This window comes from Streptomyces bullii, from assembly GCF_042657145.1.
In the GTDB taxonomy this organism is placed as follows: Bacteria; Actinomycetota; Actinomycetes; order Streptomycetales; family Streptomycetaceae; genus Streptomyces; species Streptomyces bullii.
Map to the genome: position 1 here is coordinate 562,951 of NZ_JBHSNY010000003.1, position 25,711 is coordinate 588,661.

A 25,711-nucleotide genomic window follows, 5' to 3' on the forward strand; every position below is an offset into this window, starting at 1 on the left:
GGGCGTCTCCCTCGTCGCGTCCGAGTGGCGTGCACGTACATGTCTACGAGCACGCCACCTTACGCGTTCGGGTCCGCCCTGGAACCGTTGCTTACCGGGCGCTCACCGGGTGTACTCGTCCGCGACCGACAGCGCCGCGTCCAGCGCCGCCAGGCCCTCCTTGGCCTCGGCCTCCGTCAGGTTGCAGGGCGGGACGACGTGGGTGCGGTTCATGTTGATGAACGGCCACAGGCCGTGCGCCTTCGCGGCGGCGCCGAACGCGGCCATCGGGGCGTTCGCCTCGCCGGTCGCGTGGTAAGGGACCAGCGGCTCACGGGTCTCCCGGTCGCGCACCAGCTCCAGCGCCCAGAACATGCCGGTGCCGCGCACCTCGCCCACCGACGGGTGCCGCTCGGCCAGCTCGCGCAGCCCGGGGCCGATCAGCTCGGCGCCCAGCCGGGCCGCGTTCTCGACGACCCCTTCCTGTGCCATCACCTCGATCGTCGCCACGGCCGCCGCGCACGCCAGCGGATGCCCGGAGTACGTCAGCCCGCCCGGGTAGGGGCGCCGCGCGAAGGTCTCCGCGATCTTCTGGGAGATGGCGACGCCGCCCAGCGGCACATAGCCCGAGTTCACGCCCTTGGCGAAGGTCATCAGGTCCGGCACGACCCTGAACAGGTCCGCCGCGAACCACGCGCCCGTCCGCCCGAAGCCCGCCATGACCTCGTCCAGGATCAGGACGATCCCGTACGTGTCGCACAGCTCGCGGACGCCCGCGAGATACCCGGCCGGCGGCACCATGATCCCCGCCGTGCCGGGGATCGTCTCCAGCACGATCGCGGCGACGGTCGACGGCCCCTCGAAGGCGATCGTGGTCTCCAGGTGCTCCAGGGCCCGCGCGCACTCCTGCTCCTCGGTCTCGGCGTAGAAGCGGGAGCGGTAGAGGAAGGGCGCCCAGAAGTGCACGACACCGGCCGTACCGCTGTCGCTGGCCCAGCGGCGCGGGTCGCCGGTGAGGTTCACGGCCTGCTGCGTACCGCCGTGGTACGAGCGGTACGCCGACAGCACCTTCGGTCGGCCCGTGTGCAGCCGCGCCATGCGCACGGCGTGCTCGACGGCGTCGGCGCCCCCGTTGGTGAAGAAGATCTTGTCCAGGTCGCCCGGCGTGCGCTCGGCGATGAGCCGCGCCGCCTCCGACCGTGCCTCGACCGCGAAGGCGGGCGCGAACGTCGTCATCCGGGCCGCCTGCTCCTGGATGGCGGCGACGACCTTGGGGTGCTGGTAGCCGATGTTGGTGTAGACGAGCCCGCTGGTGAAGTCGAGGTAGCGCCGGCCGTCGTAGTCCCAGAAGTACGCCCCCTCGGCGCCGGCGACGGCGAGCGGGTCGATGAGCTCCTGGGCGGACCAGGAGTGGAACACGTGCGCGCGGTCCGCGGCCTTCACGGCAGCGCCGACCTGCGGATTCGGCTGGGGATGAGGGGTCATGCGGGCGAGGGTAGGCAAGCGCACCGCACGGGGGACATGGGCGTCCTGTCTGCGGTCCGGGGCTTTCCGCGACAGGTTGTCGAATTCACACTATTGACAGCACGCTGTCGAACGGGCAGAATGCTGTCATAAACATTCGGGTCCGAGGAGGAGCCATGAAGGGCGACACCGGCAGCACCCCGCACGACCGCAAGCCCGTCCACCTGGCCGTCTACGACACCCTCGCGGACTGGGAGACCGGCCACACGACCGCCTTCCTCGCCCGCGCCGGGTACGGGATCCGCACCGTCGGCCCGTCCACCGCCCCCGTCACGAGCATCGGCGGACTGCGCGTCGAGCCCGACCTGGCCCTGGACGGCGTACGGCCCGAGGACAGCTCCCTGCTGATCCTGCCGGGCGCCGACCTGTGGGACACGGGCGACGACCTCGCGCCCTTCGCCCGCAAGGCACGGGAGTTCCTCGACGCCGGCGTGCCCGTCGCCGCGATCTGCGGGGCCACCGCCGGGCTTGCCCGGGAGGGCCTGCTCGACGACCGGGCGCACACCAGCGCGGTCTCCTTCTACCTGGCCGCGACCGGTTACACGGGCGGCGAGCGGTACGTCGAGACCGACGCCGTCACCGACCAGGGCCTGGTCACCGCCGGCCCGACCGAGCCCGTCGCCTTCGCCCGGGAGGTCTTCCGGCTCCTCGGGGTGTACGAGGGTGAGGTGCTCGACGCCTGGTACCGGCTGTTCCACGACTCGGACCCGTCGGCGTACGCGGTGCTGGAGAAGGCCGGGGCGGCATGAGCCGGGAGCGTCAGGAGCTGCTCAGCCGCAGCGCCCTCGGGGTCTTCCGGCTCAACGGCCAGTTCCTCGCGGTGGCCGAGGAACTGGCCCGGCCGGCCGGGGTCACCGCCGCCTGGTGGCAGGTGCTCGGCGCGGTCCTCGGCGAGCCGCTGCCGGTATCCGGCATCGCGCGGGTCATGGGCATCACCCGGCAGAGCGTGCAGCGCATCGCCGACCTGCTGGTGGAGCGCGGCCTCGCCGAGTACCGGCCCAACCCCGCCCACCGCCGCGCCAAGCTGCTCGCCCCGACCCAGGAGGGCCGGGTGGCGATCGCCCGGATCGACCCCGGGCACGCCGCCTTCGCCGACCGGCTGGCCCGGGCGTACGGCGAGGCGGAGCTCGCCGAGGCGGTACGCGTCCTGGAACGGCTGTCGGCGGTGCTCGACGAGGTCGGGCCGCCCGCCCCGGCTGTTACGGAACCGTAGGGGCCGGCCCGTCCCCACGCCCCTGACCCCGCACTATTCTCGGTCTGTCGCACACGCGCGGAACGGGGGAGGGGCGCGGACGATGGAGATGCTGGGACCGGGGGATCCACAGCGGATCGGTGCCTACCGGCTGCTGGCGCGGCTCGGCGCCGGCGGCATGGGCCATGTCTATCTGGCCCGGTCGGACCGCGGACGCACCGTCGCCGTCAAGCTGGTGCGCGAGGAGCTGGCACGGCAGGAGGAGTTCCGGGAGCGGTTCCGGCAGGAGGTGCAGGCGGCCCGGCGGGTCGGCGGGCACTGGACCGCGCCGGTGCTCGACGCGGACACCGAGGCCGCCGTCCCGTGGGTGGCCACCGGGTACGTCGCCGGGCCCAGCCTCCAGCAGGTCGTCGGACAGGACCACGGAGCCCTGCCCGAGCGGTCGGTGCGCATCCTCGCGGCCGGGCTCGCGCACGCGCTCAAGGACATCCACGCGGCCGGGATCGTGCACCGCGACCTCAAGCCGTCCAACGTGCTGGTGACGATCGACGGCCCGCGGGTCATCGACTTCGGTATCGCACGGGCGCTGGAGACCGTCACCGACGGGGGCCTGACCCGCACCGGTGCGCTCGTCGGCTCGCCCGGCTTCATGGCGCCCGAGCAGGTGCGGGGCGACCGCATCACCCCCGCGTGCGACGTCTTCTGCCTGGGCTCGGTGCTGGCGTACGCGGCGACCGGCAAGCTGCCCTTCGGCACCGCCAACAGCGGTGTGCACGCCCTGATGTTCCGCATCGCGCAGGAGGAGCCCGACCTGGAGGGCGTGCCCGAGGGCATCGCCGACCTGGTCCGCGAGTGCCTGCGCAAGGACCCGGCCGCACGTCCGACGCTCGACCGCGTCCTGCAGCGCACCGGCGCGGACGACACGGTCGCCGACGGCCGCTCCCGCGACCCCTGGCTGCCGAGCGCCCTGGTGGCCCAACTCGGGCGGCACGCGGTACGGCTGCTGGACACGGAGGACCCGGAGGGCGGGCCGGGTCCTGCCGGTCAGCCGGGGCAGCCGGGTCCTGCGGGCCAGCCGGGCCAGCCGGGTTCTGGCGGCCGGTCCGGTCAGCCGGGCGTTGTCGGTCAGCCCGGTCAGCCGGGGCAGCCGGGCGTGGTCGGTCAGCCGGGTCCTGTCGGACAACCTGGCCGGCCAGGCCCCGTCGGTCAGCCCGATCAGCCCGGTCAGCCCGGCCCTGCGGGCCACCCCGGCCCTGCCGCCCGGCCCGACGAGGCCGCTCGGTCCGACCGGCTGGGCCCCGGCCCCACCCCCGAGCACGCCCCCGCCGCCGACGAAGTCTCACCGAGCCTGAACTCGAACCCGAACCCGAGCCCGGACCCCGCCGCACCCCCGCCCCCGCCCGGCCAACCGGGTGGCGGAGCGCCCCTCGACCACCTCCCCACCCTGGTCGTGGGCCAGCCCCCGACCGCACCCCCGCCGGGCCCCGCCGCGCATCCCGCGTACGGCCACCCCCAGCAGCACCCGCAGCAGCACCCCCAGCCGCCCGGCTACGGCTATCCGCCCGCCGCTCCCGCGCCGTACGCCGGGCACGGGCACGGCGGCATCGGCTCCACCCCGCCGTACGGCCCGCCGCCCTTCGGGCCGACCCCGCCGTACGGTCCCCAGCAGGAGCCGCCGCGCGGCAGCGGCCGTTCCACCGCGCTGCTGGTGCTGATCGCACTGGTCGTCGCGGTGGCCGCGGGTGGCTCGGTCTACGCGATGATGGACCGCGGCGGCCACCGGGCCGACGGCGACCCGACCTCCACGCCGACCACCAGCGCGTCCCCGACCCCCAGCCCCACCACCTCCGGCCCGACCCCGACGACCGCGCGGCCGACCACCTCGGCGCCCGCGGACGGCACGATCCCGACGGCCTACCTGGGCACCTGGACCACGACCATCGACAACGCGGACGGCCGGCACACCCGTCGGCTCACCCTCCAGCAGGGCGAGGTGGGCGACACGGTCCTGTCCCTCGTCGCCGACGGGCCCACCGGGAGCGGCACCTACCACTGCGTGTTCGAGGCCGAGCTGACCGAGGCGCCGGGCGGCGACGGCCCGCTGCGGATCGGCCCGTCCACCGTCACCGTCGGACAGCCCCGCACCGCCTGCTCCCCGGGCGAGGCCACGCTCATCACCCTGCTGCCGGACGGCACGCTGCAGCGCGCGAACACGAGCAGCGGCGAGCAGCTGACGTACACGAGGGAGTGACCAAGTCCCCTCGGCGCCGGGTTCGTTGAACGTCCGGCGAACTTCCGCGAACGAAACCCGGCCACTCTCTCCTCCGGCCGTACGGTGAACCTCCGGTCGAACTCTGGGCAGTCGCGGGGGCACCACAGTGGAGTGGCTGAGCGCGGAGAACCTCGTCGCCGTGGGAACGGCGCTCCTCGGCATCGTCGCCTCGGGCGTCATGGTCTGGTACGAACGCCGCGTACCGCGCCGCAAACGGATCGGCTACCGCGTGCAGATGGACAACCCGATCGGTGACGACGTGCGCTCGGGCCGCGCCAACGTACGGCTCGGCCTCTTCGACGAGGCGCCGGTGATGGCCGACGCGACCCTCGTCCTGCTGCGCATCGAGAACGACGGCTCGCAGGGCATCGACCACGACGACTACACCGGACCCGAACTGCACGGCTTGACCGCGGTGTTCACCGACCGTGTCATCCGCGGTGTCTCCGTCACCCAGCCCTCGCACGCCGACCACCTCATGGACCACTTCACACCGGCCCGGGGCTTCGGCTGCGAGGGCAACACGCTGCGCATCCCGCGTGTCCCGCTCAACCGCGGCGACCACTTCAAGCTGCTGGTGCTGCTGTCCGGCGGTGACGTGGGCCGCGAGATCCGGCTGACCGGCGGTCTGCGGGACGGCGAGGTGCACCCCAACCGCAGCGCCACCCCCGACGACCAGCCACCGGTGTTCAGCCTCCCGGCCCGGCTGCTCACCGGCCTGCTCACCCTCTCGGTCCTGGCTCTCGCGGGCATCATCGTCGCCCGCGACGACGTCCGGCCGCCGCTCGGCTGCGAGCGCGGCGAGCTGACGGTGACCGGCTCGACCGCCTTCGCGCCCGTGCTGGAGACGCTCGCGAAGGAGTACGAGAAGGACTGCGAGGGCGCCGCCATCACGGTGCAGGCGCGGGGCAGCGAGGCAGGAGTCGCCGAACTCGCCGCGCTGGGCGCCACGTCGAAGAGGAGGTTCCCGCCCGTGATCGCCTTCACGGACGGGCCCATGGGCGACAGCCGGCGCCTGACGGGGGAGAAGGTCGCGCTGTCGGCCTTCACCCTCGTCGTCAACCCCGCCGTCGGACTGGAGCGCAACAGCCTGACCACCCGGCAGGTGCGGGACCTGTACGCGGGCAGGTACCAGCGCTGGGACCAGCTCGACCCCGGCCTCGCCCCGGACCCCGTCGTCCTCGTCAGCCGGGACGCCTACTCGGGCACCCGGCAGATCTTCCAGAACCGGGTGCTGGGCGGCTGGGAGCTGGCCCCGACCACCTCACTGGACTGCGCACCCCCCGGCGACCCGGCCACCGGTGCACGCGTCACCCGCTGCGAACTCGGCTCCACCCAGGCCGTGTTGAAGAAGGTCGCCGAGCAGCGCGGCGCCATCGGCTACAGCGAACTCACCCTCGCCGGAGCCCACCGGGACGTGCGCCCGGTCGCCCTCGACGGCAAGCGGGCGTCCACCGCCATCGGCAGCACCTATCCGTACCGGAGCGTCGAGTACGCCTACACCTACGGCCCCGCCCCGGCCGGCTCCCTCGCCGCCGCCTTCCTGGCCCACCTCGACCGGAGCACCAGCCGGCGCGTCATCCAGGACCACGGCCACCTGCCGTGCCCGCCGGACGACAGGGGCTGGTGCGCCCCCGCCCCGTCCTGATGTGCACACGACCATGAGCAGTCCGTACGCAGCAGTCCCCACGCATCGGCCGCGGGAGGACGCATGACCCCAGCCCCACCAGGCGAACGGTCCTGACCGTCACGGCGGCGGGCGCCGGCGCGGCGGAGCTGGCCGCACAGGCCGAAGCCGCCGCCCCCGCACCTGGTTCCCCCGCCCGTCGGCCACGCCCCACCCCAGAGCTTCGCCCCGCCTCCCGGCCGGCGCTCCGGATCACCTGGGCTCCGGTGGCCGCTGCCTCGGCATGTTCGGGCGTGCGGCGCCCGGCGGGGCGGGGAAGCGCCCGTTCGCGCTCGCCGCCTCCGGCCGTCCCGCCCCCGACGGCACCGCCGACTGAATGCCGAGCGGCGCGCCCCCCGTCCGGAACTCCACCATCCAGTCCGCCGTCTCCACCCGCACCAGCTCGGTCACGTCCTCCGAGAACCGCCGCAGCACGCCGAGACACCGCTCGGCGGCCTCCGCCGCGGTCCCCTCCGTCGGCCCGAGCACCTCCCGCACACTCTCCGACGCCCAGTCGAACTGCAGCGCCTGCAAGCGCCGCTGCACCGCCTGCGCGGTCGCCACGTCCCTTATCCAGCCGGACGTCACCCCGAAGAACCGGTCCCCGGCCACGCACGCCACGCCCAGCACCAACGCGAGGTACCCCCAGGGCGCGGCCCCGCCCACCACCCCCGTCAGATCCAGCAGCGGCAGCGCGGCCCCGGCGACGGCCCCCGCCGCGGCCCCGGCCCGCAGCGCCCGCGCCCCCCGCCGCTTCCACACGCGGTCCGCGAGATACCAGGCCGCCGTGTCCAGCGCCCCGCGCTCCACCCACCGGTACAGCTCGTCCAGGCGGGCCGCCGGCTCGCCCCAGTCCCCGAGCGGGAACGCCCGCCCGGTCAGGTCGCCCGGCCGGAGCCCGGCCGCCCCCTCGCCCCGCCCGTCCTGCGGCGGCCCCTCGGGCTGCATCTCCGGCTGACCCACCCGCACTCCCTACTGACCCGACCGACTCCGACAGTTCACGCCCGACCACGCACGATCACGCTGCGTGACGCCTGATGGCCCTGTGATGCTGATGCTGACGCGCCGCCACCCTTCCTACCGCCCAATGGGTGGCTAAGGGGAAGGTTTCGCCTCTTTTCCGCCCGGAAGTAGGTCTTGGTCAGGTATAGGGCGCCGGAGGAACTCACCCGAAAGAGTGCCGGGGCGGGGGCTGCCCGGACCACGTAGGCTCGTGCCAGGCGGGAAAAAACCCGTCCGGACAGCCGTACGAAACAGGAGCTGATCGTGATCCCCGGTGGTGGCCAGCCCAACATGCAGCAGCTGCTCCAGCAGGCCCAGAAGATGCAGCAGGACCTGCAGCGGGCGCAGGAGGAACTGGCGCAGACGGAGGTCGACGGACAGGCGGGCGGCGGCCTGGTGAAGGCCACCGTCACCGGAGCCGGCGAGCTGCGGGCCCTGAAGATCGACCCGAAGGCGGTGGACCCCGAGGACACCGAGACCCTCGCCGACCTGATCGTGGCGGCCGTGCAGGCGGCCAACGACAACGCGCAGAACCTCCAGCAGCAGAAGCTCGGCCCGCTCGCCCAGGGCCTGGGCGGCGGCGGCTTCCCGGGCCTGCCTTTCTAAGAGGGGCGGCGGGCCTCTACCGTACGTACTGAAGGAACCCCAGGAAGGACGGCAGTCCGTTGTACGAAGGCGTGGTGCAGGACCTGATCGACGAGCTCGGGCGGCTGCCCGGCGTCGGTCCCAAGAGCGCCCAGCGGATCGCCTTCCACATCCTTCAGGCGGAACCGACGGACGTACGGCGGCTCGCGCAGGCCCTCATGGAGGTCAAGGCGAAGGTCCGCTTCTGCGCGACCTGCGGCAACGTGGCGCAGGAGGAGCTGTGCAACATCTGCCGCGACACCCGCCGCGACCCGGCGGTCATCTGTGTCGTCGAGGAACCGAAGGACGTCGTGGCGATCGAGCGCACCCGGGAGTTCCGGGGCCGCTACCACGTCCTCGGCGGCGCCATCAGCCCCATCGACGGAGTCGGCCCCGACGACCTGCGTATACGGGAACTTCTCGCCAGGTTGGCCGACGGTACGGTCACGGAGCTGATCCTGGCCACGGACCCGAATCTGGAGGGCGAGGCGACGGCGACGTACCTCGCCCGCATGATCAAGCCCATGGGCCTGAAGGTCACCCGCCTGGCCAGCGGCCTCCCGGTGGGTGGCGACCTGGAATACGCGGACGAGGTCACCCTCGGCCGCGCCTTCGAGGGGAGACGACTCCTAGATGTCTGACGCCACGCTGCACGCGACCCACCAGAACCCCGACGACTTCGCGGTCCAGATCGCGGACCAGATCGAGAGCTTCCTGGTCGCCGTCACGGAGGTCGCGAAGGGCGACGAGCCGGAATCGGCGGTCCCCTTCCTCCTCCTGGAGGTCTCCCAACTCCTCCTGGCCGGCGGCCGGCTGGGCGCGCACGAGGACATCGTCCCCGACGAGCGCTACGAGCCGGATTCCGGCCCGGAGCCGGACGTCGACGGCCTCCGCGAGAACCTGGCGCGGCTGCTGGAACCGGTGGACGTCTACTCCGAGGTCTTCGACCCGTACGAGCCCCGCAAGGCGCCCGTCCCCGCCCGCATCTCCGACGACCTGGCCGACGTCATCACCGACCTCCGCCACGGCATGGCCCACTACCGGGCCGGCCGCACCACGGAGGCCCTGTGGTGGTGGCAGTTCTCGTACTTCTCCAACTGGGGCTCGACGGCGTCGGCGACGCTGCGCGCACTCCAGTCCGTGGTGGCCCATGTGAGGCTCAACCAGCCCCTGGAAGAGCTCGACGGCCTCGACACCGACCAGGGCATGGGCGACGACACCCTCGAATTCGAGGCGGGCAAGGTCATGGCCCAGGAGATCGCGAGGCCGCTGGGGCTGCGACCGGCCCAGTGACAGCCTCACCGCGTCACGGCGGCGAGCAGCGCCTCCACGTCGACGTACGGCGCGGTCGGCGTCGGTGCGCTGTACCAGCGCAGCGGCCATGTGTTCCCCTCCAGCGCCGGGACGCCGACGTACGTGACGGTGTGCAGCCCCTTCCCGCCGAACTGCTGCACACCGAGCGGCCAGTCGTGTCCGCGCACCTCCCCGGGCGCCAGCAGGAAGTACACCCACCGCACCCCGGACGCCTCGCAGACGATCGGCCCCGCGTCCTCGCCGGACACCTCGACGAGCCAGTCCGCGACCAGCTCTCCCCGTAGGCCCTCGATCCGTACGGCGTCGAAGTGCACGCCGGTCACGTGGAGTCGGTGCCCGGAGGCGGGAACCCAGTCGGGGCGGTGAATCGCGTTCGTCATGGTCACACGGTGACGCCCGCGGGGCTACGCTCGGTAGCGACCAGGGGGACACACGCCGGTGTGTGTCGGTCGGAGGTGGGCTCGGTGCCGGGTCAGTACAACAGCAACTCCCAGTCGCCCGTGATGTGGCGCTTCAGCGGCAACCAGATGAAACGCTGGCGCACCAAGGCGAACGTCAGCCGTGAGCAACTGGCCGCCGCCGCGAACTACTCGCCGGACACCATCAAGGCGATGGAGCAGGGTGCGCGCATGCCGACGCCCCGAGTCCTCGACGTGGCCGACGAGTTGTGCCGGGCGGAGGGCTTGCTGAGCGCGGCGAAGGAGTACCTGAGCAGGGAGAAGTTCCCGGCGCGGGCGCAGGAGTTCATGGAGCGGGAGAAGGAGGCGATCAGCCTCTGGTGGTACGAGGTCACGCATGTCCCTGGGCTGTTGCAGACGAAGGGCTACGCGAAGGCACTCATCGACAACCACGTCCCGCCCCTCGACGAGGAGACGGCGGCGGACCGCGTCGCGGCGCGTATGGAACGGCAGTCGATCCTCACCGGACGGAAGCCACCGGTGGCTCTGAGCTTTGTCGTCTACGAGGCTGTGCTGCGCAGTCCGCAGGTGGATGCTGAGCAACTGCACCGCCTGCTCGAGGTGTCCGGGCTGAGTAACGTCACGCTTCAGGTGCTCCCGTTCGGCAGGGCCGTTCCCGCAGCGCTCATGGGGCCTGTGGTGCTGTTGGAGACCCGTGACCACGAGCGTTTCGCGTATGCCGAGGGCCAGTTGGGCAGCGAGCTTTCGGCTGACCCGGACGCTGTCAGTCGCACGACTGAGCGGCTTAGCATGATCCGGGCGCAGGCTTTCAGTCCTGACGAGTCGGCCCGTTTCGTCGAGCGGATGGTGGATCAGGCATGAGCGACCAGTTGACGTGGTGCAAGTCGAGCTACAGCGACTCCGAGGGCGGCGCCTGCGTCGAGGTGGCCCTCTCCACCACCGTCCGCATCCGCGACTCCAAGAACCCGGCAGGCCCGCAACTCGAAGTCGGCGCAGCCGCCTGGGAGGAGTTCATCTCCGCGGTCCAGCCCGGGGCTTGAGCCCCCGGGCCGAATCACCCCCGGTCTTCGGTGGGTGAACGCACCGTGCCCAGGCGTGCACGGCCGGTGGTTTGCACCAGTCCTTCCTCCCGGCTGTACGTCCGCTGGACGGGCCCTAACCGCTCTCCCGCGAGTCTGGAGTCACTTCCTCCCCCGGAAGCAACTCCCCTCACTCGTAACGGAGACAGCGAATGACTCGTCGTACCGCCAGGACGTCCATAGGCAAGCGCGTGGCCCTCGTGACCGCCGCTGCCGCCGTCGCCGCCGGCACCTTCGCCGCCGGTGTCGGGGTCGCCGGGGCCGAGCCCGCCGCCAAGCCGGCGAAGAGCTCCGCCAGGACGGCCACCGAGGCGCAGGTCCTCGGACTGTTCGACAACTGGAACGCGGCGCTGCAGACCGGCGACCCGCAGAAGGTGGCCGACCTCTACGCGAGCGACGCGGTCCTGTTGCCCACCGTCTCCAACAAGGTCCGGACCGACAGAGCCGGCATCGTCGACTACTTCGAGCACTTCCTGGCGAACAAGCCGTACGGCACGAAGCTCGAGTCGCACGTCAACGTCCTCGACGAGAACTCCGTCATCGACACCGGCGTGTACGAGTTCGCGCTCACCGACCACGACACGGGTGTGAAGAACACCGTCAAGGCCCGCTACACGTACGAGTACGAGAAGCGGAACGGCAAGTGGCTGATCGTCAACCACCACTCCTCGAAGATGCCGGAGGGATGATCCCGGCCGGCGGCTCAGTTGCCGCCGCGTGACGCGGCCCGCAGGGTGATCGTCACGCACAGGCCGCCCCTGGGAGCGTCCGCGAGGGCCACGGTCCCGCCGTCGTCGGTCACCAACTGCTTGACGACGGCGAGGCCGAGGCCCGAACCGGACTTCCCGGTCAGGCCCTGGCCGCGCCAGAAGCGGTCGAAGGCGCGGGACTTCTCGGCATCCGACATGCCGGGTCCCTCGTCCAGCACGGAGATGTCCACCTTGTCGCCCCGGGGCTCCACGCGGACGGTGATCGACGCGCCGTCCGGCGAGACCTCCAGGGCGTTGGAGAGCACGTTGTCCAGCACCTGGTCCAGATGACCGGGGCTGGCCAGCACAAGCGGCCGGCCGTCGGCACTCCCCCTGAGCGCGATGGTGACTCCGCGCTCGTCGGCGGCCGGCCTCCACACCGCCAGCCGCTCCCGCACGATGTCCACCAGCGGGAGCGGCTCCGCGGCCGACACCTTCGCCTCGGCCCGGGCCAGCACGAGCAGACCGCTGACCAGGCGGCTCATGCGCACGACCTCCGCGGTCGCCTGCTCCACGTCCTCACGGACGAACTCGTCGTCGACCCCGTCGGCGATGTTGTCCAGGGACAGGCGCAACGCCGTCAAGGGAGTCCTGAGCTGGTGGGAGGCGTCCGCGACGAAGATGCGCTGCGCCGCGATCAGGGTGTCCAGGCGTTCCGCGCCCTGGTTGAGGGTGCGTGCCAGCGTCTGCGTCTCCGGCGGGCCGGTCACGGGGGAGCGAGCCGTCAGGTCGCCGTCGCTGAACTTGCTCGCCATGGCGTTGAGTTGGCGCAGCGGTCGGGTGAGCCGGCGGGCCACCGCGGCACCGAGCAGCGCGGCCACGCCGAGGACGAGCACGGCGAGGACGGCCCGGAAGCCCCAGATCTGCCACAGACGGGAGGTCATGTCGCCGGTCGAGTACGTCACGCGCACGGCACCGACGATCGCCCCCTCGGTGCTGCGCTCGCCGTCACCCTTGCCGTCGTCCGCGGCCTGCCGGTGGGCGGGGACCGTGACGACCAGGTGCTCCCCCCAGATGAAGTCGGAACCCCAGTCGACCGTGGCCTCGCCCTGCCGGAGCGCCTTCGTCAGCGCCGCGTCCGGTTCGGGTGGCCGCAGAGTCGTACGGCAGTTCCCGGTGGGGGTCACCTCGATCTGGTCGGCGTACGCCTCAGCCATCTCCTCCAGCGCCTCGCAGGAGGCCGTGCGGCCGTTGCCCAGCAGCAGCGCCATGGCGTCGGCCTCCCGCAGGACGGCCGACCTGGTGTCGTCCCGCAGCTGCTTGGTGAGCGTGAACGCCACCGGCACGGTGAACAGGGCGATGGCGACTGCGACGAGCAGGACGTAGCTGCGGACGAGCTGGCGGATCATGACACGTCGCCCTCACCGGCTGTGACGATCTCCAGCCGGAAACCGACGCCCCGCACCGCCTCGATCGTGACCGCGCCCTTCAGCTTGCGCCGCAGCGCGGCCACGTGCACGTCCAGCGTCTTCGTCGGGCCGAACCAGTTCGCGTCCCAGACCGCCTCCATGATCTGCTCCCGGGACATCAGCGCCCCCGGCTCCTCGGTGAGGAAGGCCAGCAGGTCGTACTCCTTGGGCGCGAGGGCCACCTCCTCGCCGTCCAGCCGCACCCGCGCTGCCTTGCGGTCGAGGGTCAGGCGGGGGCCGTAGCGGTCGGGGCCGTTCTCGGCGGTGTCGGCGGCGGGCGTACGGGGGTGCAGCCGCCGCATCACCGCCCGTATCCGTGCGATGACCTCCCGGACGCCGAACGGCTTGGAGACGTAGTCGTCGGCGCCGAGCTCCAGGCCGACCACGCGGTCCGTCTCGTCGCTGCGCGCGCTGATCACGATGATCGGCACGTCACCGCGCTCGCGCAGCGCCTTGCAGACGTCGAGTCCGTCGGTGTCGGGCAGGCCGAGGTCCAGCAGGACGACCTCGTAGGGGCCCTCGTGGCTCAGCGCCGCCTGGCCCGCGTCACCCACTCGACCTCGAAGCCGTAGCGCTTCAGGCCGCGTCGCAGGGACTCCGCGACAGGCTCATCGTCTTCCACCAGAAGTACACGCACACGCGCACGATAGAGCGTGAAACCTAATGAACGTCCCTCTGTTCGGTTTCCGTTGTGACGCGGGGCACTTTTCGCGTGGCGCCGCGACCACGTGGGCAGGAGCAGCCCGGGAGGACGGGCCCGGAAATCTCACCATGCGATACCGCAGAAGGGATTTTCGGACGCTCGTTAGACTGAGCCGACCGCAGTACATGTACGTACGGGCGGAAAGAGACGGACTGAGCGAGGAGCGCACGTGGGCCTTGTCGTGCAGAAGTACGGAGGCTCCTCCGTAGCCGATGCCGAAGGCATCAAGCGCGTCGCCAAGCGGATCGTGGAAGCCAAGAAGAACGGCCACCAGGTGGTGGCCGTGGTCTCCGCGATGGGCGACACGACGGACGAGCTGATCGATCTCGCCGAGCAGGTTTCCCCGATGCCTGCCGGGCGCGAGCTCGACATGCTGCTGACCGCCGGAGAGCGGATCTCCATGGCCCTGCTGGCGATGGCGATCAAAAACCTGGGCCACTCGGCCCAGTCCTTCACCGGCAGCCAGGCAGGTGTCATCACCGACTCGGTCCACAACAAAGCCCGGATCATCGACGTCACGCCGGGCCGGATCCGCACCTCGGTGGACGAGGGCAACATCGCCATCGTCGCCGGTTTCCAGGGCGTGAGCCAGGACACCAAGGACATCACCACCCTGGGGCGCGGCGGCTCCGACACCACGGCGGTCGCGCTCGCGGCGGCGCTCGACGCCGAGGTGTGCGAGATCTACACCGACGTCGACGGTGTGTTCACCGCCGACCCGCGTGTGGTGAAGAAGGCCCGGAAGATCGACTGGATCTCCTTCGAGGACATGCTGGAGCTGGCGGCGTCCGGGTCGAAGGTGCTGCTCCACCGCTGTGTGGAGTACGCCCGCCGGTACAACATCCCGATCCACGTCCGCTCCTCCTTCAGCGGACTGCAGGGGACGTGGGTCAGCAGCGAGCCGATTCAGCAAGGGGACAGCCAGGTGGAGCAGGCCATCATCTCCGGTGTCGCGCACGACACCTCCGAGGCCAAGATCACGGTCGTCGGCGTGCCGGACAAGCCGGGCGAGGCGGCCTCGATCTTCCGCACGATCGCCGACGCCGAGATCAACATCGACATGGTCGTGCAGAACGTGTCCGCGGCCTCCACGGGCCTGACGGACATCTCCTTCACGCTGCCGAAGACCGAGGGCCGCAAGGCCATCGACGCGCTGGAGAAGAACAAGGCGGGCATCGGCTTCGAGTCGCTGCGCTACGACGACCAGATCGGCAAGATCTCCCTCGTCGGCGCCGGCATGAAGACCAACCCCGGTGTCACGGCCGACTTCTTCACCGCGCTGTCCGACGCCGGCGTGAACATCGAGCTGATCTCGACCTCCGAGATCCGCATCTCGGTGGTCACCCGCGCCGACGACGTCAACGAGGCCGTCCGCGCCGTCCACACCGCGTTCGGGCTGGACTCCGACAGCGACGAGGCCGTCGTCTACGGAGGCACCGGACGCTGATGGCCGGGGATGCCGGGCGCACCGGCAGGCCGGCGCTCGCGGTCGTGGGAGCGACCGGGGCCGTCGGCGCGGTCATGCTCCAGATCCTGTCCCAGCGGGCGGACATCTGGGGCGAGATCCGTCTGATCGCCTCGCCGCGCTCGGCCGGCCGCAGGCTGGCCGTGCGCGGCGAGGAGGTCGAGGTGGTCGCGCTCACCGAGGAGGCCTTCGACGGGATCGACGTCGCGCTGTTCGACGTGCCCGACGAGGTCGCCGAGCGGTGGGCGCCGGTCGCCGCCGCCAAGGGCGTGGTGGTGGTCGACAACTCCGGCGCGTTCCGGATGGACCCGGACGTGCCGCTCGTCGTGCCCGAGGTCAACCCGCACGCCGTACGGATGCGGCGGCGCGGCATCGTCGCCAACCCCAGCTGCACGACGCTGTCCATGATCGTGGCGCTGGGGTCGCTGCACGCCGAGTTCGGGCTGCGCGAGCTGGTCGTCTCCGCGTACCTGGCGGCGAGCGGTGCCGGGCGGGCGGGCGTGACCACGCTGCGGCAGCAGCTGTCCCTGGTCGCCGGCACGGAGCTGGGCACCAGCCCCGGTGACGTGCGGCGGGCCGTCGGGGACCGCACCGGGCCGTTCCCGGAGCCGGTCGTGCTGAACGTCGTGCCGTGGGCGGGGACGCCGCGCGAGGACGGCTGGTCCTCGGAGGAGATGAAGGTGCGGGGCGAGACCCGCAAGATCCTCGGCCTGCCCGAGCTGCCCGTGGCGGTGACCTGCGTACGGGTGCCCGTGGTCACCGCGCACGCGCTGACCGTGCACGCCCGCTTCGAGGGCGAGGTCACCGTCGACAAGGCGCGTGAGATCCTCGCCACCGCGCCCGGTGTCGTGCTCTTCGACAACCCCGAGGCCGGGGAGTTCCCCACGCCCGCCGACGTGGTCGGCACCGACCCGACCTGGGTCGGGCGGGTGCGGCGTGCGCTGGACGACCCCACGGCGCTCGAACTGTTCGTGTGCGGGGACAACCTGCGCAAAGGCTCCGCGCTCAACACCGCGCAGATCGCCGAACTGGTGGCGGCGGACCTGGCCTGAGGACCGCGTGGGACCTCCTGCGACCTCCCCGGGAACGTGAGTTTGCTCCCGCGGACCCGCAAAACCCCTGGGCGGAACGGGATCAGTTTGTAGGATCTGCGTAAGACACGTGAGCCGGAAGACGGTCCGGACCACTTGTTCCGGGCCAACCGGCGGCTGAGATGTGCCTCCCCGCCCTCCGCAACCGCGCGGAGGGCGGGGAGCGTCTTTGCGGTCACCCCTTCGTGGGCGTGGGGGGCGCGGTCGTTCAGGCGTGGGGACGCCTGGAACCGGGCGTGGGGACGTCTGTTCATATGGGACATAGGGGAAGAGCGGGACGCATGAGGGCATTTAACGCGCTGTCGGATGTGCTGCCTGACGCGAGCAGACGGCCGGCGACCGCCGACGCGAAAGTGACGCCCGGCACGTACAACCCTGACGGGGGTGAGCGTGTCCAACTGGCGTGGCAGAGGTTCTGGACTTCTCCCCCACTCTCGACTTCGCTCGAGCGGGGGGACCCCCATCAGCGCGCGGCACGGCCCTACGGCCGCCCCGCCCGGCGGCTCTTCGACCCCGCATGCCCGGTGCGCCCGGCGGCATGCCGGTGATCGCGCCCATGCCCGCAGCGCGGCCGGCCCGCATACCGAGTCAGCGCGACGGCGCCGACGACACCGTGGCGGCCGGCACCACCGTCGACCACCTCACCGAGACCTACCGCGCGCACTACCGCTCGCTGCTGGGTCTCGCCGCCCTCCTCCTCGACGACACGGCCTCCTGCGAGGACGTCGTCCAGGAGGCCTTCATCCGCGTCCACTCGGCACGCAAACGCGTCCGCGACCCCGAGAAGACCCTGGCGTACCTGCGCCAGACGGTCGTCAACCTCTCGCGTTCGGCGCTGCGCCGCCGCATCCTCGGCCTGAAGCTGCTGTCGAAGCCCATGCCCGACATGGCCAGCGCCGAGGAAGGCGCCTACGACCAGCTGGAGCGCGACTCCCTCATCAAGGCGATGAAGGGCCTGCAGCGCCGCCAGCGCGAGGTGCTGGTGCTGCGCTACTTCGCGGACATGACCGAGGCGCAGGTCGCCGAGACGCTCGGCATCTCGCTCGGCTCGGTCAAGGCGTACGGCTCGCGCGGCATCGCGGCGCTCCGGCTGGCCATGGGGGCGCCGGCATGAGCGACGGCAACGAGGCGCGGCGCGACGGACGCGACCGCCACGAGCCCTTCGAGTGGCACGAGCCGACGGAGCTGCCCGGGCGGGGGCCGGAGCCGCCGAGGGCGGACGGACAGAAGCCGAAGCAATCGCACGCTGGGAACGGAACTGTGAACCACGGCCCCGAATACCAGGGCCCCGAGGGGTTCGACTCGGACGAGCTGGATCTGCGCAGCATGCTGCACCAGGTGGTGCAGGAGGTGGAGCCGCGCGACGGGACGCTGGAGTACCTGCGCCGGGCGGTGCCCGCCCGGCGGGCCCGCAAGCGGCAGGCCGCCGTCGGCATGGCCGCCGCCGCCCTGTTCGTCTGCACCGCCGTCCCGGCCCTCGTGCACGTCTCCAACGCCACCGGCTCCGACGCCAACCCCTCCGTCGCCGGGCACGCCTCGCAGGCCCAGGGCGGCACGGGCGAGGGCAAGGCCACGGACGGCGGGCAGACCACCTCCGGCGGCACCGCCGGCAGGCCCGAGGGCAAGGACGAGGGCGAGAAGAAGGAGGACGGCGCGGGCAAGGGCAGCGGGTCCGGTGCCGGCGGGTCCCAGGGCACCAGCCCCTCCGCCGGCACCACGGCCGGCGTGCCCGCCTGCACGGCCGCCCAGCTCGGCCCCGCCGCCGGCAGCAGCGCCGCCCCCGACTCCACGGGCGCGGTCTACGGCTCCTTCCGGGTCACCAACGTCTCGGGCGCCGACTGCACCGTCAGCAGCCCCGGCGGGGTGAGCGCGTTCCCGCAGGGCGCGGCCGACCCCGCCAAGGTCGGCTCGGCCCGGCACGTGGCCGGGGACGCGGCCGCCCAGCTGCCCGACCCGTCGCTGGAGTCCGCGCAGCTGGTGCTGGCGCCGGGCGCGGCGTACGAGGTGAAGTTCGCCTGGGTGCCCTCCGAGACCTGCCCCACCACCGGCGGCACCCCGGGCGGCAGCACGGACGGCGGCACGGGCGGCCCCGACCCCTCGCCCGCCCCGACGCCCAGCGAGAACCAGACCACCACGACCGGCGGGACCGGCACCACGGGTGACACGGGCACGTCCCCCCAGCTGGTCCGCGAGGACGGCACGGCCGAGGGGAGCGTCGCGGTGACGTACACCCCGGCGACGGGCTCGGGCTCGGCGGCCGTCACGGTGACCAACGCGTGCGCCGGGACGGTGTACTGGACGGGCCTGCTGGCCGGTTCCTGACGCCCGGCGCCCGGATCGGGGGCTCAGACGCCGGACGGGCTGGGCTGCTGCCGCTCCTCGGCCGCGGCCAGCCCCAGCTCCGCGTCCCGCGCGAACTCGATCTCGCGGCGCAGCAACCGGAACCACATGAAGACCACGAACCCGACGAAGGCGAACCACTCGGCGGTGTACCCCAGGTTCTGGAACGCCTTCAGGTCCAGCCCGGTGTTCTGCGGCGCGGTCGCCGGCACCGCCTTCATGCCCGAGTCGCCCTCGTTGAGGGTGACCCACGCGTCGTACACGTCGTAGGGCACGAGGTTCACCAGCGAGGCGGCGCTGATCGCCGCGGTCTGCCCGGACGGCAGCCCGCCGCGCGCGCTGACGCCGTTGTCCCCCGGCGTCTCGGACGCCTGGAGGGCGCCGGTGACCGTGACCTGCCCGGTCGGCGGCGCGGGCGTCCTCGCCGGGTCGGGCGCGCCGGGCAGCCAGCCCCGGACGACGGGCAGCGCCTTGCCGGAGCCGGTGCGCAGCAGCGTCAGGACGTAGTAGCCCTGCCTGCCGTCCAGTTCCCGGTCCGGCACGAGCAGCTGCCTGCCGTACCGGCCGGTCGCGGTGACCTGCTCGCCGGAGGTCGCCTTGTTCACGGGCAGCAGCTCCGCCAGCGGGCGGGGCGCCTCGTGCCTGGCCGACGCGGCCTGCTCGCTCGCGGTGCGGTCCTCCTGCACCCGGTCCTCGAACCGGCCCAGCTGCCACGACCCCATGAAGACGCAGAACGGGATGGCGAGCAGCACGAAGACGTTGATCCCCCACCATCGGGGCGTCAGCAGAAACCGGTACACGCCCTCCACGGTACGGGGGTCTCGCGAAGAGCCGTGCCGTGGGGTGCGTACCGGCTGGGGCCGGCCGGGGCCCGGAAGCGCCGGGGCGGCACGGGGCGCGGCGGGGAGCGGCCGCCGGGGCCGTAGCAGGCGCTTGCGGTGGGCACGGGCACACGCGGGTGCGGGTGGGCGCGGGGCGGCCTCACGCCGGTGGGCCGGCGGGCGGGCGTACGTGATCGCCATGGCCTCGGCGGCGGAGGGGTGGGAGCGGTGGAGGTTGTCCACAGGCTGGGGAGCTCGCCAGCGCATTGCCGGGCGGGCCAGGCAGTATGGGGCCATGACTGAGCGCAACGGGTCCGACGCACGGGATCAGCGGGACCGGCCGGACCGGAACGAGCAAGGCGGGCTTGTGGGACACACCGATCACAGCGGGGCGATGCCGGACTGGGAAAAGCGCTTTCGGGCGCCGAGAGTCTCCCTGCCGGACTGGGCGGAGGACGCCCCCGACCGCTCGCTGTTCGTGTCGAACGCGACCGGGACGTACGAGCTGTACGCCTGGGACCGGTCGACGGGCGAGCAGCGCCAGGTGACGAACCGGCCGAACGGCACCACGGACGGCGTGCTGTCGCCCGACGGCCACTGGATCTGGTGGTTCGACGACAAGGACGGCGACGAGTTCGGGGTGTGGCGCCGCCAGCCGTTCACGGGCGGCGAGGACGAGCTCGCGGCTCCCGGCCTGGACCCGTCGTACCCGGCGGGCCTCGCCCTCGGCCGGGACGGCCGCACGGCGGTGGTGGGCCGCTCCACGGACGAGGACGGCACGACGATCCACCTCGTGCGCACCGGCGAGGCGCCGGTGGAGATCTACCGCCACCGCGAGTCGGCGGGCGTCGGCGACCTGTCCCACGACGGCTCGCTGATCGCCGTCGAGCACACCGAGCACGGCGACGCCATGCACTCCGCGCTGCGCGTGCTGCGCCCCGACGGCACGCCGGTCGCCGAGCTCGACGACACCAAGGGCGGCAGGCGGGAGCTGGGCCTGGAGGTGCTGGGCTTCGCCCCCGTCGGCGGTGACACGCGTCTGCTGATCGGGCACCAGCGCCGCGGCCGGTGGGAGCCGCTGGTGTGGGACGTGGCGTCCGGGGAGGAGACCGACCTGGACCTGGAGCTGCCCGGCGACGTGAGCGCCGAGTGGTACCCGGACGGCTCGGGCCTGCTGATCGCGCACAGCTTCGAGGCGCGCAGCGAGCTGTTCCGCTACGACCTCGCCAGCCGTGAGCTGGTGAGGATCCCGACCCCGCCGGGAACGGTGTCCGGGGCGACGGCCCGGCCCGACGGCAGCGTGGAGTACCTGTGGTCGTCGGCCGCCGAGCCGTCCGCGGTCCGCTCCACGGCGGGCGGCGTCGTCCTGGACCCGCCCGGGATGAAGTCGCCCGGTTCGGTGCCGGTGCGGGACGTGTGGGTGGAGGGCCCCGGCGGCCGGATCCACGCGCTCGTGCAGAAGCCGGAGGGCGCGGCCGGCCCGCTGCCGACGGTCTTCGACATCCACGGCGGCCCCACCTGGCACGACAGCGACTCCTTCGCGGCGGGCCCGGCGGCCTGGGTGGACCACGGCTACGCGGTCGTACGGGTCAACTACCGCGGCTCGACGGGCTACGGCCGCGCCTGGACCGACGCCCTCAAGCACCGCGTCGGCCTCATCGAGCTGGAGGACATCGCGGCGGTCAGGGAGTGGGCCATCGCCTCGGGTCTGGCGGACCCCGACCGCCTGATCCTCACCGGCGGCTCCTGGGGCGGCTACCTCACGCTGCTCGGCCTGGGCGTCCAGCCGGACGCGTGGACCCTGGGCATCGCGGCGGTGCCGGTCGCCGACTACGTCACGGCGTACCACGACGAGATGGAGGCGCTGAAGGCGATGGACCGCACGCTGCTCGGCGGCACGCCGGAGGAGGTGCCGGAGCGCTTCGAGGCGTCGTCCCCGATCACCTACGTCGACCAGGTCAAGGCCCCGGTCTACATCTCGGCCGGCGTCAACGACCCGCGCTGCCCGATCCGCCAGATCGAGAACTACGTCAAGCGCCTGGAGGCGAGGGGCGCGGTCCACGAGGTGTACCGCTATGACGCGGGGCACGGCTCGCTGGTGGTGGACGAGCGGATCAAGCAGGTGAGACTGGAGCTGGACTTCGCGGAGAGGCACCTCAAGGGCACCGGGTGAGGGCGCCGGCGGCGGGGGAGCGGGGGACCCACCGGTTCACGCCCCGGCCCGCTCCCGCCGCCGCCTGCCCAGCAGCTCCGCCAGCCCCCTGCGCGTGGCCGCCAGCACCACCCGGTCACCGCTGCGCAGGACATACGTCTCGGGCAGGTCCCACACCAGTCCGGACGACGCCCCGCCGTCCTCCCCCGGCACGTCCGACGCCAGGTCCTGCCGTCGTTCACCGGGAGCGGCGGTGTCCAGCGCCAGCACCCGCCACGCCCCGGCCCGGAACGCCTCCCCGACCGTCCTGCCCTCCAGCTGCGGAAGGCCTCCCACCTCCACGGCCGCGAACAGCAGCACCCGCCGCTCGACCGGGATCGCCCCGAGGATCTGCCGCCCCATCATCGCCCCGGCGAACGCCGGAGCCGCCAGATGGGACACACTGCGGCTCCGGGTGAGCGCACGAGGATGGGCGGCCCGCAGGGTGCGGTACACGGCCGTCGCGAAGTCGTCGTCGTACAGGCGCAGGACGACCCGCAGGTCGGGGCGCAGGGACCGGGCGTACAGCACGGCCTCCAGGTTCGTGGTGTCCGCGCTGGTCAGGGCGAGCAGGGCGTGCGCCCGGTGGATCTTGGCGGATTCCAGGACGCCTTCCTGCGTGACGTCCCCGAGCACCACCGGCACCCGCAGCCGCCGCGCCGTGGCGAGTCCGCGCGCCTCGGGGTCGGCCTCGACGCACACGACGGGGATGTGCAGTTCCCGCAGCCGGGTCAGCACCCGCGTGCCGATCTTGCCGAGCCCGAGCAGGACGACGTGCCCGCCGAGGCCGCGCGGCGGCTTGCGCAGCGCGGACGCGGTCCGGAAGGTGCCCAGCGCCTCCAGCACCGCCGCCAGCAGCAGTAACCCGAGAAGCCCGGACAGGAGTTGGAGTACCTGGCGCGCGGTGGACTGGTGCAGCGCGGGCTCGTTGATGGCGAACAGGTCGAGGAGGGTGACGTACGTGGCGTACAGGAAGTGCTCCCCGGTCACCACCGTCAGCGCGACGGCGAGGGCGACCACACAGCCCACCAGACCGGCCAGCGACCAGCGCAGCCGCCGGGAGAAGAGGGAGGCGATGGGCGGTACGCCGCCGCGTCCGGCCGGCAGCGAGGGGCCCGAGTACGACACCTGCTCCAGGACGACGGTGCCGCGCCCGGTCGCCGCCGCCACCGCCGCCGCGTCGGGCAGCAGCTGCGGCCCCTGCTCACCGCTGCTCTCCGAACCGTCCGCGCCGGCCGGGTCGTTGCTGGTCGCGGAGAGCAGCGCCAGCGTGCACAGCCCCGGGTCGGCCACCTCCCCGGCACGGGGCGGCTGCCGCTCCACCGCGCGCAGCAGCAGCCCGTCCGTCTGGACGACCTTGCTGGTGCCGGCGAGGGCGGTGGCGGCCAGCGCGGGCGCGGCCGTGTCGGCGTCGGACAGGACGGTCGTCGAGGCGTCGAAGCCCGCGGCCGGTGCGCCGCCGGAGGCCAACGCGGCGGCCTGGTCGAGGAGTTCCTCGATGTGCTGCCCCAACCGCCGGTTGTACAGGCGCAGGACGAGCCGCAACCGGGGGTTGAGGCGTCGGGCGGTGAGCGCGGCGCGGATGTTGGTCTCGTCGTCGTCGTACACGAGCGCCAGCGCGGCCGCCCGCTCCACGCCCGCCTCGGCCAGCACGGCCTCGGTGAGCTCGGCGGCCTCCAGCACCCGCTGCGTGGCGCCGGCCGGCTCACCCCCGGTGCCGTTGGCCCGGTTGACGGCCGCGCCCACGCCCCGCACCCGGTCGAGCAGCGCCGCCGACGCGGCCCGGGCCCGCCCCACCACCGGCTGCCGTACGTCACGGCCGGACGAGGGCACGACGAGCACGACCTGTTCGCCGTACACCCCGCGCAGTTCGGCCGCGAGCCGGTGCGCGAGTCCGTCGTCGCCGCACACCACCATGTGCGCCGACGGATCACCCGGCAGACCCTGATTCGGAACGCTCCCCACGAGGAAGGAGACTGCCCCACCAGGACCGGTGGTTCCAGAAGGGATACGAACAGACCCGAACAGTGACGCGGCATTGAACGGCCGCGGCCCTCCTGCCGTAGGGAAGGGGAGGGAGTCCCGCGCATCCCGGACCGCACCACCGGAGGTACCCCGCTCGTGGCCATGACGAAGCAAGCCCCCCAGGGCACCGGCGAGCGCGCGGATCCCCGGCGGGCGGACGAGGGGCGGCGCCTCGACTCGCCGCTCCTGCTGACCCTGCTGCTGCTCACGGCGGTGATGCTCCAGGACCCGGTGCGCCGGGCGCTGTCCGCGCCGGTGATGCAGAGCTGGATGACGGTGTTCGTCGCGGTGATGGTGCAGGCCCTGCCGTTCCTGGTGCTCGGGGTGCTGCTGTCGGCGGCGATCGCGGTGTTCGTGCCGCCGTCCTTCTTCGCCCGCGCGTTGCCGAAGCGGCCGGTGCTGGCGGTTCCGGTGGCGGGGGCGGCGGGCGCGGTGCTGCCGGGCTGCGAGTGCGCGTCCGTGCCGGTGGCCGGGGCGCTGGTGCGCCGGGGCGTGACCCCGGCGGCGGCGCTGGCGTTCCTGCTGTCCGCGCCCGCGATCAACCCGGTCGTGCTGACGGCGACGGCCGTCGCGTTCCCCCGCGACCCGGAGATGGTGCTCGCCCGGTTCGTCGCGAGTCTGCTGGTGGCGTGCGCGATGGGCTGGCTGTGGCACCGCCTGGGCCGCACCGACTGGCTGCGGCCGCCGACCCGGGCGTCGTACGACGGGCAGGGCAGGGGAGCGGCCTTCTGGGGCTCGGTCCGGCACGACGTGACGCACGCGGGCGGGTTCCTGGTGGTCGGCGCGATGGCCGCGGCGACGCTCAAGGCGGTGGTGCCGGCCGGTTGGCTGCGCGCGGCGGCCGATGACCCGGTGGTGTCGGTGCTGGCCCTGGCCGTGCTGGCCGTGCTGCTGTCGATCTGCTCGGAGGCGGACGCGTTCGTCGCGGCGTCGCTGACCCAGTTCTCCCTGACGGCCCGTCTGACCTTCCTGGTCGTCGGGCCCATGATCGACCTGAAGCTGTTCGCGATGCAGGCGGGCACCTTCGGCCGGGCCTTCGCGGTGCGCTTCGCCCCGGCGACCTTCGCGCTGGCCGTCGTGGTGTCGGCGCTGACCGGGGCGGTGCTGCTGTGAACCGGCAGGCGCAGGCGGCGCTGCTGTTCCTGCTCGGCGCGACCGTGCTGCACGCGGGCCTGACCGACCTGTACCTGCGGTACGTCAAGGCGGGCCTGCGCCCGCTGCTCCTGCTGTCGGGCGCGGTGCTGATCGCGACGGCGCTGGCCACGGTGTGGTACGAACGCCGCCGCGCGCCCGGGGACGGCCACCACCACGAGCCGCGGATCTCCTGGCTCCTCACCCTCCCCCTCTTCGCGCTCATCCTGGTCGCCCCGCCCGCGCTCGGCTCCTACAGCGCCAACCACGCGGGCACGGCCCTGCAGAAGCCCTTCGGCTTCCCCGACCTGCCCGCCACCGGCACGCTCCGCCTCGGGGTGGCCGACTACGCGGGCCGCGCCGTCTACGACCGGGGCCGCTCCCTGCGCGGCCGCACGGTCAGGGTCACCGGCTTCGTCGCCCTGGACCGGGCGGGCGAGCCGTATCTGGTCCGCATGGGCCTCAACTGCTGTGCCGCCGACGCCCAGCCGGTCAAGATCGCCCTGACCGGCCGGGTCCCGCCGGTCCTGCAGCCGGACACCTGGCTGGAGGTCACCGGCAGCTACACCTCCCGGCGGATGAAGGACCCGGTGAACGACGGCCCGATCCCCTACCTCCACGTCACCGGGGCCAGACCGGTCCCGGCGCCGCGCGACCCGTACGAGACCTGGAACAGCTGACGCGCGACGCCGGCGTCCCGGCCTCTGGAGATCTG

At 72.9% G+C, this 25,711-nt stretch carries 23 protein-coding genes and 1 pseudogene; 17 read left to right on the top strand and 7 right to left on the bottom strand.

What is annotated here, in order from left to right; genetic code table 11:
• Positions 1–102: 102 nt before the first annotated feature.
• The gene (locus ACFPZJ_RS10525; RefSeq protein ID WP_381019850.1) at positions 103–1,464 is read right to left on the bottom strand and encodes an aspartate aminotransferase family protein; all 1,362 of its coding nucleotides are present in this window, start codon (positions 1,462–1,464) and stop codon (positions 103–105) included.
• Positions 1,465–1,619: 155 nt separating this feature from the next.
• On the opposite strand from ACFPZJ_RS10525, the gene ACFPZJ_RS10530 reads away from it, so the two are divergent.
• The 4 genes from ACFPZJ_RS10530 (at position 1,620) to ACFPZJ_RS10545 (ending at position 6,615) form a co-directional block, all read left to right on the top strand.
• Positions 1,620–2,252 (top strand): type 1 glutamine amidotransferase family protein, encoded by a 633-nt coding sequence (locus tag ACFPZJ_RS10530; RefSeq protein ID WP_381019852.1) that lies wholly within the window; start codon positions 1,620–1,622, stop codon positions 2,250–2,252.
• Positions 2,249–2,716, top strand: coding sequence for a MarR family winged helix-turn-helix transcriptional regulator (locus ACFPZJ_RS10535; RefSeq protein WP_381019854.1), 468 nt, complete (start codon positions 2,249–2,251; stop codon positions 2,714–2,716). The genes ACFPZJ_RS10530 and ACFPZJ_RS10535 overlap by 4 nt, the downstream gene beginning before the upstream one ends.
• Positions 2,717–2,798: 82 nt before the next feature.
• The gene (locus ACFPZJ_RS10540; protein ID WP_381019856.1) at positions 2,799–4,946 is read left to right on the top strand and encodes a serine/threonine-protein kinase; all 2,148 of its coding nucleotides are present in this window, start codon (positions 2,799–2,801) and stop codon (positions 4,944–4,946) included.
• A gap of 127 nt (positions 4,947–5,073) precedes the next feature.
• Complete coding sequence (locus tag ACFPZJ_RS10545) at positions 5,074–6,615, top strand: PstS family phosphate ABC transporter substrate-binding protein (RefSeq protein WP_381019858.1); 1,542 nt, start codon at positions 5,074–5,076, stop codon at positions 6,613–6,615.
• A 231-nt stretch (positions 6,616–6,846) separates the two neighbouring features.
• On the opposite strand, the gene ACFPZJ_RS10550 is transcribed toward ACFPZJ_RS10545, so the two are convergent.
• Complete coding sequence (locus ACFPZJ_RS10550; RefSeq protein ID WP_381019859.1) at positions 6,847–7,596, bottom strand: SLATT domain-containing protein; 750 nt, start codon at positions 7,594–7,596, stop codon at positions 6,847–6,849.
• Positions 7,597–7,899: 303 nt separating this feature from the next.
• Between ACFPZJ_RS10550 and ACFPZJ_RS10555 the strand changes: the two genes are divergently transcribed.
• The 3 genes from ACFPZJ_RS10555 to ACFPZJ_RS10565 are packed head-to-tail and all read left to right on the top strand — an operon-like array spanning position 7,900 to position 9,552.
• Positions 7,900–8,241 (top strand): YbaB/EbfC family nucleoid-associated protein, encoded by a 342-nt coding sequence (locus ACFPZJ_RS10555; RefSeq protein WP_381019861.1) that lies wholly within the window; start codon positions 7,900–7,902, stop codon positions 8,239–8,241.
• Positions 8,242–8,300: 59 nt separating this feature from the next.
• The gene (recR, locus tag ACFPZJ_RS10560; RefSeq protein WP_003991835.1) at positions 8,301–8,900 is read left to right on the top strand and encodes a recombination mediator RecR; all 600 of its coding nucleotides are present in this window, start codon (positions 8,301–8,303) and stop codon (positions 8,898–8,900) included.
• On the top strand, positions 8,893–9,552 hold the full coding sequence (locus ACFPZJ_RS10565) for a DUF5063 domain-containing protein (RefSeq protein WP_381019862.1): 660 nt from the start codon (positions 8,893–8,895) through the stop codon (positions 9,550–9,552). Before recR ends, ACFPZJ_RS10565 begins: the two co-directional genes overlap by 8 nt.
• Positions 9,553–9,557: 5 nt before the next feature.
• Here ACFPZJ_RS10565 and ACFPZJ_RS10570 read toward each other — a convergent pair whose 3' ends face one another.
• Positions 9,558–9,953, bottom strand: a complete 396-nt coding sequence (locus ACFPZJ_RS10570; protein WP_381019864.1) for a hypothetical protein — start codon at positions 9,951–9,953, stop codon at positions 9,558–9,560.
• A 123-nt stretch (positions 9,954–10,076) separates the two neighbouring features.
• Between ACFPZJ_RS10570 and ACFPZJ_RS10575 the strand changes: the two genes are divergently transcribed.
• From ACFPZJ_RS10575 to ACFPZJ_RS10585, 3 genes are all read left to right on the top strand, one after another.
• Entirely contained in the window at positions 10,077–10,853 is a 777-nt protein-coding gene (locus ACFPZJ_RS10575) for a helix-turn-helix domain-containing protein (protein WP_381020172.1), read from the top strand.
• Entirely contained in the window at positions 10,850–11,032 is a 183-nt protein-coding gene (locus ACFPZJ_RS10580) for a DUF397 domain-containing protein (protein ID WP_381019866.1), read from the top strand. Before ACFPZJ_RS10575 ends, ACFPZJ_RS10580 begins: the two co-directional genes overlap by 4 nt.
• A gap of 191 nt (positions 11,033–11,223) precedes the next feature.
• Positions 11,224–11,760 (top strand): SgcJ/EcaC family oxidoreductase, encoded by a 537-nt coding sequence (locus tag ACFPZJ_RS10585; RefSeq protein WP_381019868.1) that lies wholly within the window; start codon positions 11,224–11,226, stop codon positions 11,758–11,760.
• Between the two features lie 14 nt (positions 11,761–11,774).
• Here the strand turns inward: ACFPZJ_RS10585 and ACFPZJ_RS10590 are convergent, their stop codons facing one another.
• Complete coding sequence (locus ACFPZJ_RS10590; RefSeq protein WP_381019869.1) at positions 11,775–13,169, bottom strand: HAMP domain-containing sensor histidine kinase; 1,395 nt, start codon at positions 13,167–13,169, stop codon at positions 11,775–11,777.
• A pseudogene (locus ACFPZJ_RS10595) lies at positions 13,166–13,866 on the bottom strand (response regulator transcription factor). The gene ACFPZJ_RS10590 and the pseudogene ACFPZJ_RS10595 overlap by 4 nt, the downstream one beginning before the upstream one ends.
• Before the next feature lie 235 nt (positions 13,867–14,101).
• Between ACFPZJ_RS10595 and ACFPZJ_RS10600 the strand changes: the two are divergent.
• The 4 genes from ACFPZJ_RS10600 (at position 14,102) to ACFPZJ_RS10615 (ending at position 18,810) form a co-directional block, all read left to right on the top strand.
• Entirely contained in the window at positions 14,102–15,379 is a 1,278-nt protein-coding gene (locus ACFPZJ_RS10600; protein WP_381019871.1) for an aspartate kinase, read from the top strand.
• Complete coding sequence (locus tag ACFPZJ_RS10605; protein ID WP_381019873.1) at positions 15,379–16,449, top strand: aspartate-semialdehyde dehydrogenase; 1,071 nt, start codon at positions 15,379–15,381, stop codon at positions 16,447–16,449. Before ACFPZJ_RS10600 ends, ACFPZJ_RS10605 begins: the two co-directional genes overlap by 1 nt.
• Before the next feature lie 577 nt (positions 16,450–17,026).
• Positions 17,027–17,602 (top strand): SigE family RNA polymerase sigma factor, encoded by a 576-nt coding sequence (locus tag ACFPZJ_RS10610; protein ID WP_381020174.1) that lies wholly within the window; start codon positions 17,027–17,029, stop codon positions 17,600–17,602.
• The gene (locus ACFPZJ_RS10615; RefSeq protein ID WP_381019875.1) at positions 17,599–18,810 is read left to right on the top strand and encodes a hypothetical protein; all 1,212 of its coding nucleotides are present in this window, start codon (positions 17,599–17,601) and stop codon (positions 18,808–18,810) included. Before ACFPZJ_RS10610 ends, ACFPZJ_RS10615 begins: the two co-directional genes overlap by 4 nt.
• A gap of 23 nt (positions 18,811–18,833) precedes the next feature.
• Here the strand turns inward: ACFPZJ_RS10615 and ACFPZJ_RS10620 are convergent, their stop codons facing one another.
• Positions 18,834–19,628 carry an SURF1 family protein gene (locus ACFPZJ_RS10620; protein ID WP_461096083.1) on the bottom strand — a complete coding sequence of 265 codons (795 nt, stop codon included), beginning with the start codon at positions 19,626–19,628 and terminating at the stop codon, positions 18,834–18,836.
• A 316-nt stretch (positions 19,629–19,944) separates the two neighbouring features.
• Here ACFPZJ_RS10620 and ACFPZJ_RS10625 point away from each other — a divergent pair, with 316 nt between their 5' ends.
• Positions 19,945–21,822, top strand: coding sequence for a S9 family peptidase (locus tag ACFPZJ_RS10625; protein WP_381019877.1), 1,878 nt, complete (start codon positions 19,945–19,947; stop codon positions 21,820–21,822).
• A gap of 36 nt (positions 21,823–21,858) precedes the next feature.
• Here ACFPZJ_RS10625 and ACFPZJ_RS10630 read toward each other — a convergent pair whose 3' ends face one another.
• Positions 21,859–23,757, bottom strand: coding sequence for an NAD-binding protein (locus tag ACFPZJ_RS10630; RefSeq protein ID WP_381020176.1), 1,899 nt, complete (start codon positions 23,755–23,757; stop codon positions 21,859–21,861).
• A 204-nt stretch (positions 23,758–23,961) separates the two neighbouring features.
• On the opposite strand from ACFPZJ_RS10630, the gene ACFPZJ_RS10635 reads away from it, so the two are divergent.
• Positions 23,962–24,978, top strand: coding sequence for a permease (locus ACFPZJ_RS10635; RefSeq protein ID WP_381019878.1), 1,017 nt, complete (start codon positions 23,962–23,964; stop codon positions 24,976–24,978).
• Entirely contained in the window at positions 24,975–25,676 is a 702-nt protein-coding gene (locus tag ACFPZJ_RS10640; protein ID WP_381019880.1) for a TIGR03943 family putative permease subunit, read from the top strand. The genes ACFPZJ_RS10635 and ACFPZJ_RS10640 overlap by 4 nt, the downstream gene beginning before the upstream one ends.
• Positions 25,677–25,711: the final 35 nt, after the last annotated feature.

Coding starts and splice junctions, on each gene's coding strand:
- ACFPZJ_RS10570 (WP_381019864.1), bottom strand. CDS start 9,953: ATGACGAACGCGATTCACCGCCCCGACTGGGTTCCCGCCTCCGGGCAC.
- ACFPZJ_RS10605 (WP_381019873.1), top strand. CDS start 15,379: ATGGCCGGGGATGCCGGGCGCACCGGCAGGCCGGCGCTCGCGGTCGTG.
- ACFPZJ_RS10610 (WP_381020174.1), top strand. CDS start 17,027: ATGCCGGTGATCGCGCCCATGCCCGCAGCGCGGCCGGCCCGCATACCG.
- ACFPZJ_RS10625 (WP_381019877.1), top strand. CDS start 19,945: ATGACTGAGCGCAACGGGTCCGACGCACGGGATCAGCGGGACCGGCCG.
- ACFPZJ_RS10540 (WP_381019856.1), top strand. CDS start 2,799: ATGGAGATGCTGGGACCGGGGGATCCACAGCGGATCGGTGCCTACCGG.
- ACFPZJ_RS10575 (WP_381020172.1), top strand. CDS start 10,077: ATGTGGCGCTTCAGCGGCAACCAGATGAAACGCTGGCGCACCAAGGCG.
- ACFPZJ_RS10590 (WP_381019869.1), bottom strand. CDS start 13,169: ATGATCCGCCAGCTCGTCCGCAGCTACGTCCTGCTCGTCGCAGTCGCC.
- ACFPZJ_RS10615 (WP_381019875.1), top strand. CDS start 17,599: ATGAGCGACGGCAACGAGGCGCGGCGCGACGGACGCGACCGCCACGAG.
- ACFPZJ_RS10530 (WP_381019852.1), top strand. CDS start 1,620: ATGAAGGGCGACACCGGCAGCACCCCGCACGACCGCAAGCCCGTCCAC.
- ACFPZJ_RS10585 (WP_381019868.1), top strand. CDS start 11,224: ATGACTCGTCGTACCGCCAGGACGTCCATAGGCAAGCGCGTGGCCCTC.
- ACFPZJ_RS10525 (WP_381019850.1), bottom strand. CDS start 1,464: ATGACCCCTCATCCCCAGCCGAATCCGCAGGTCGGCGCTGCCGTGAAG.
- ACFPZJ_RS10630 (WP_381020176.1), bottom strand. CDS start 23,757: ATGGTGGTGTGCGGCGACGACGGACTCGCGCACCGGCTCGCGGCCGAA.
- ACFPZJ_RS10565 (WP_381019862.1), top strand. CDS start 8,893: ATGTCTGACGCCACGCTGCACGCGACCCACCAGAACCCCGACGACTTC.
- ACFPZJ_RS10535 (WP_381019854.1), top strand. CDS start 2,249: ATGAGCCGGGAGCGTCAGGAGCTGCTCAGCCGCAGCGCCCTCGGGGTC.
- ACFPZJ_RS10580 (WP_381019866.1), top strand. CDS start 10,850: ATGAGCGACCAGTTGACGTGGTGCAAGTCGAGCTACAGCGACTCCGAG.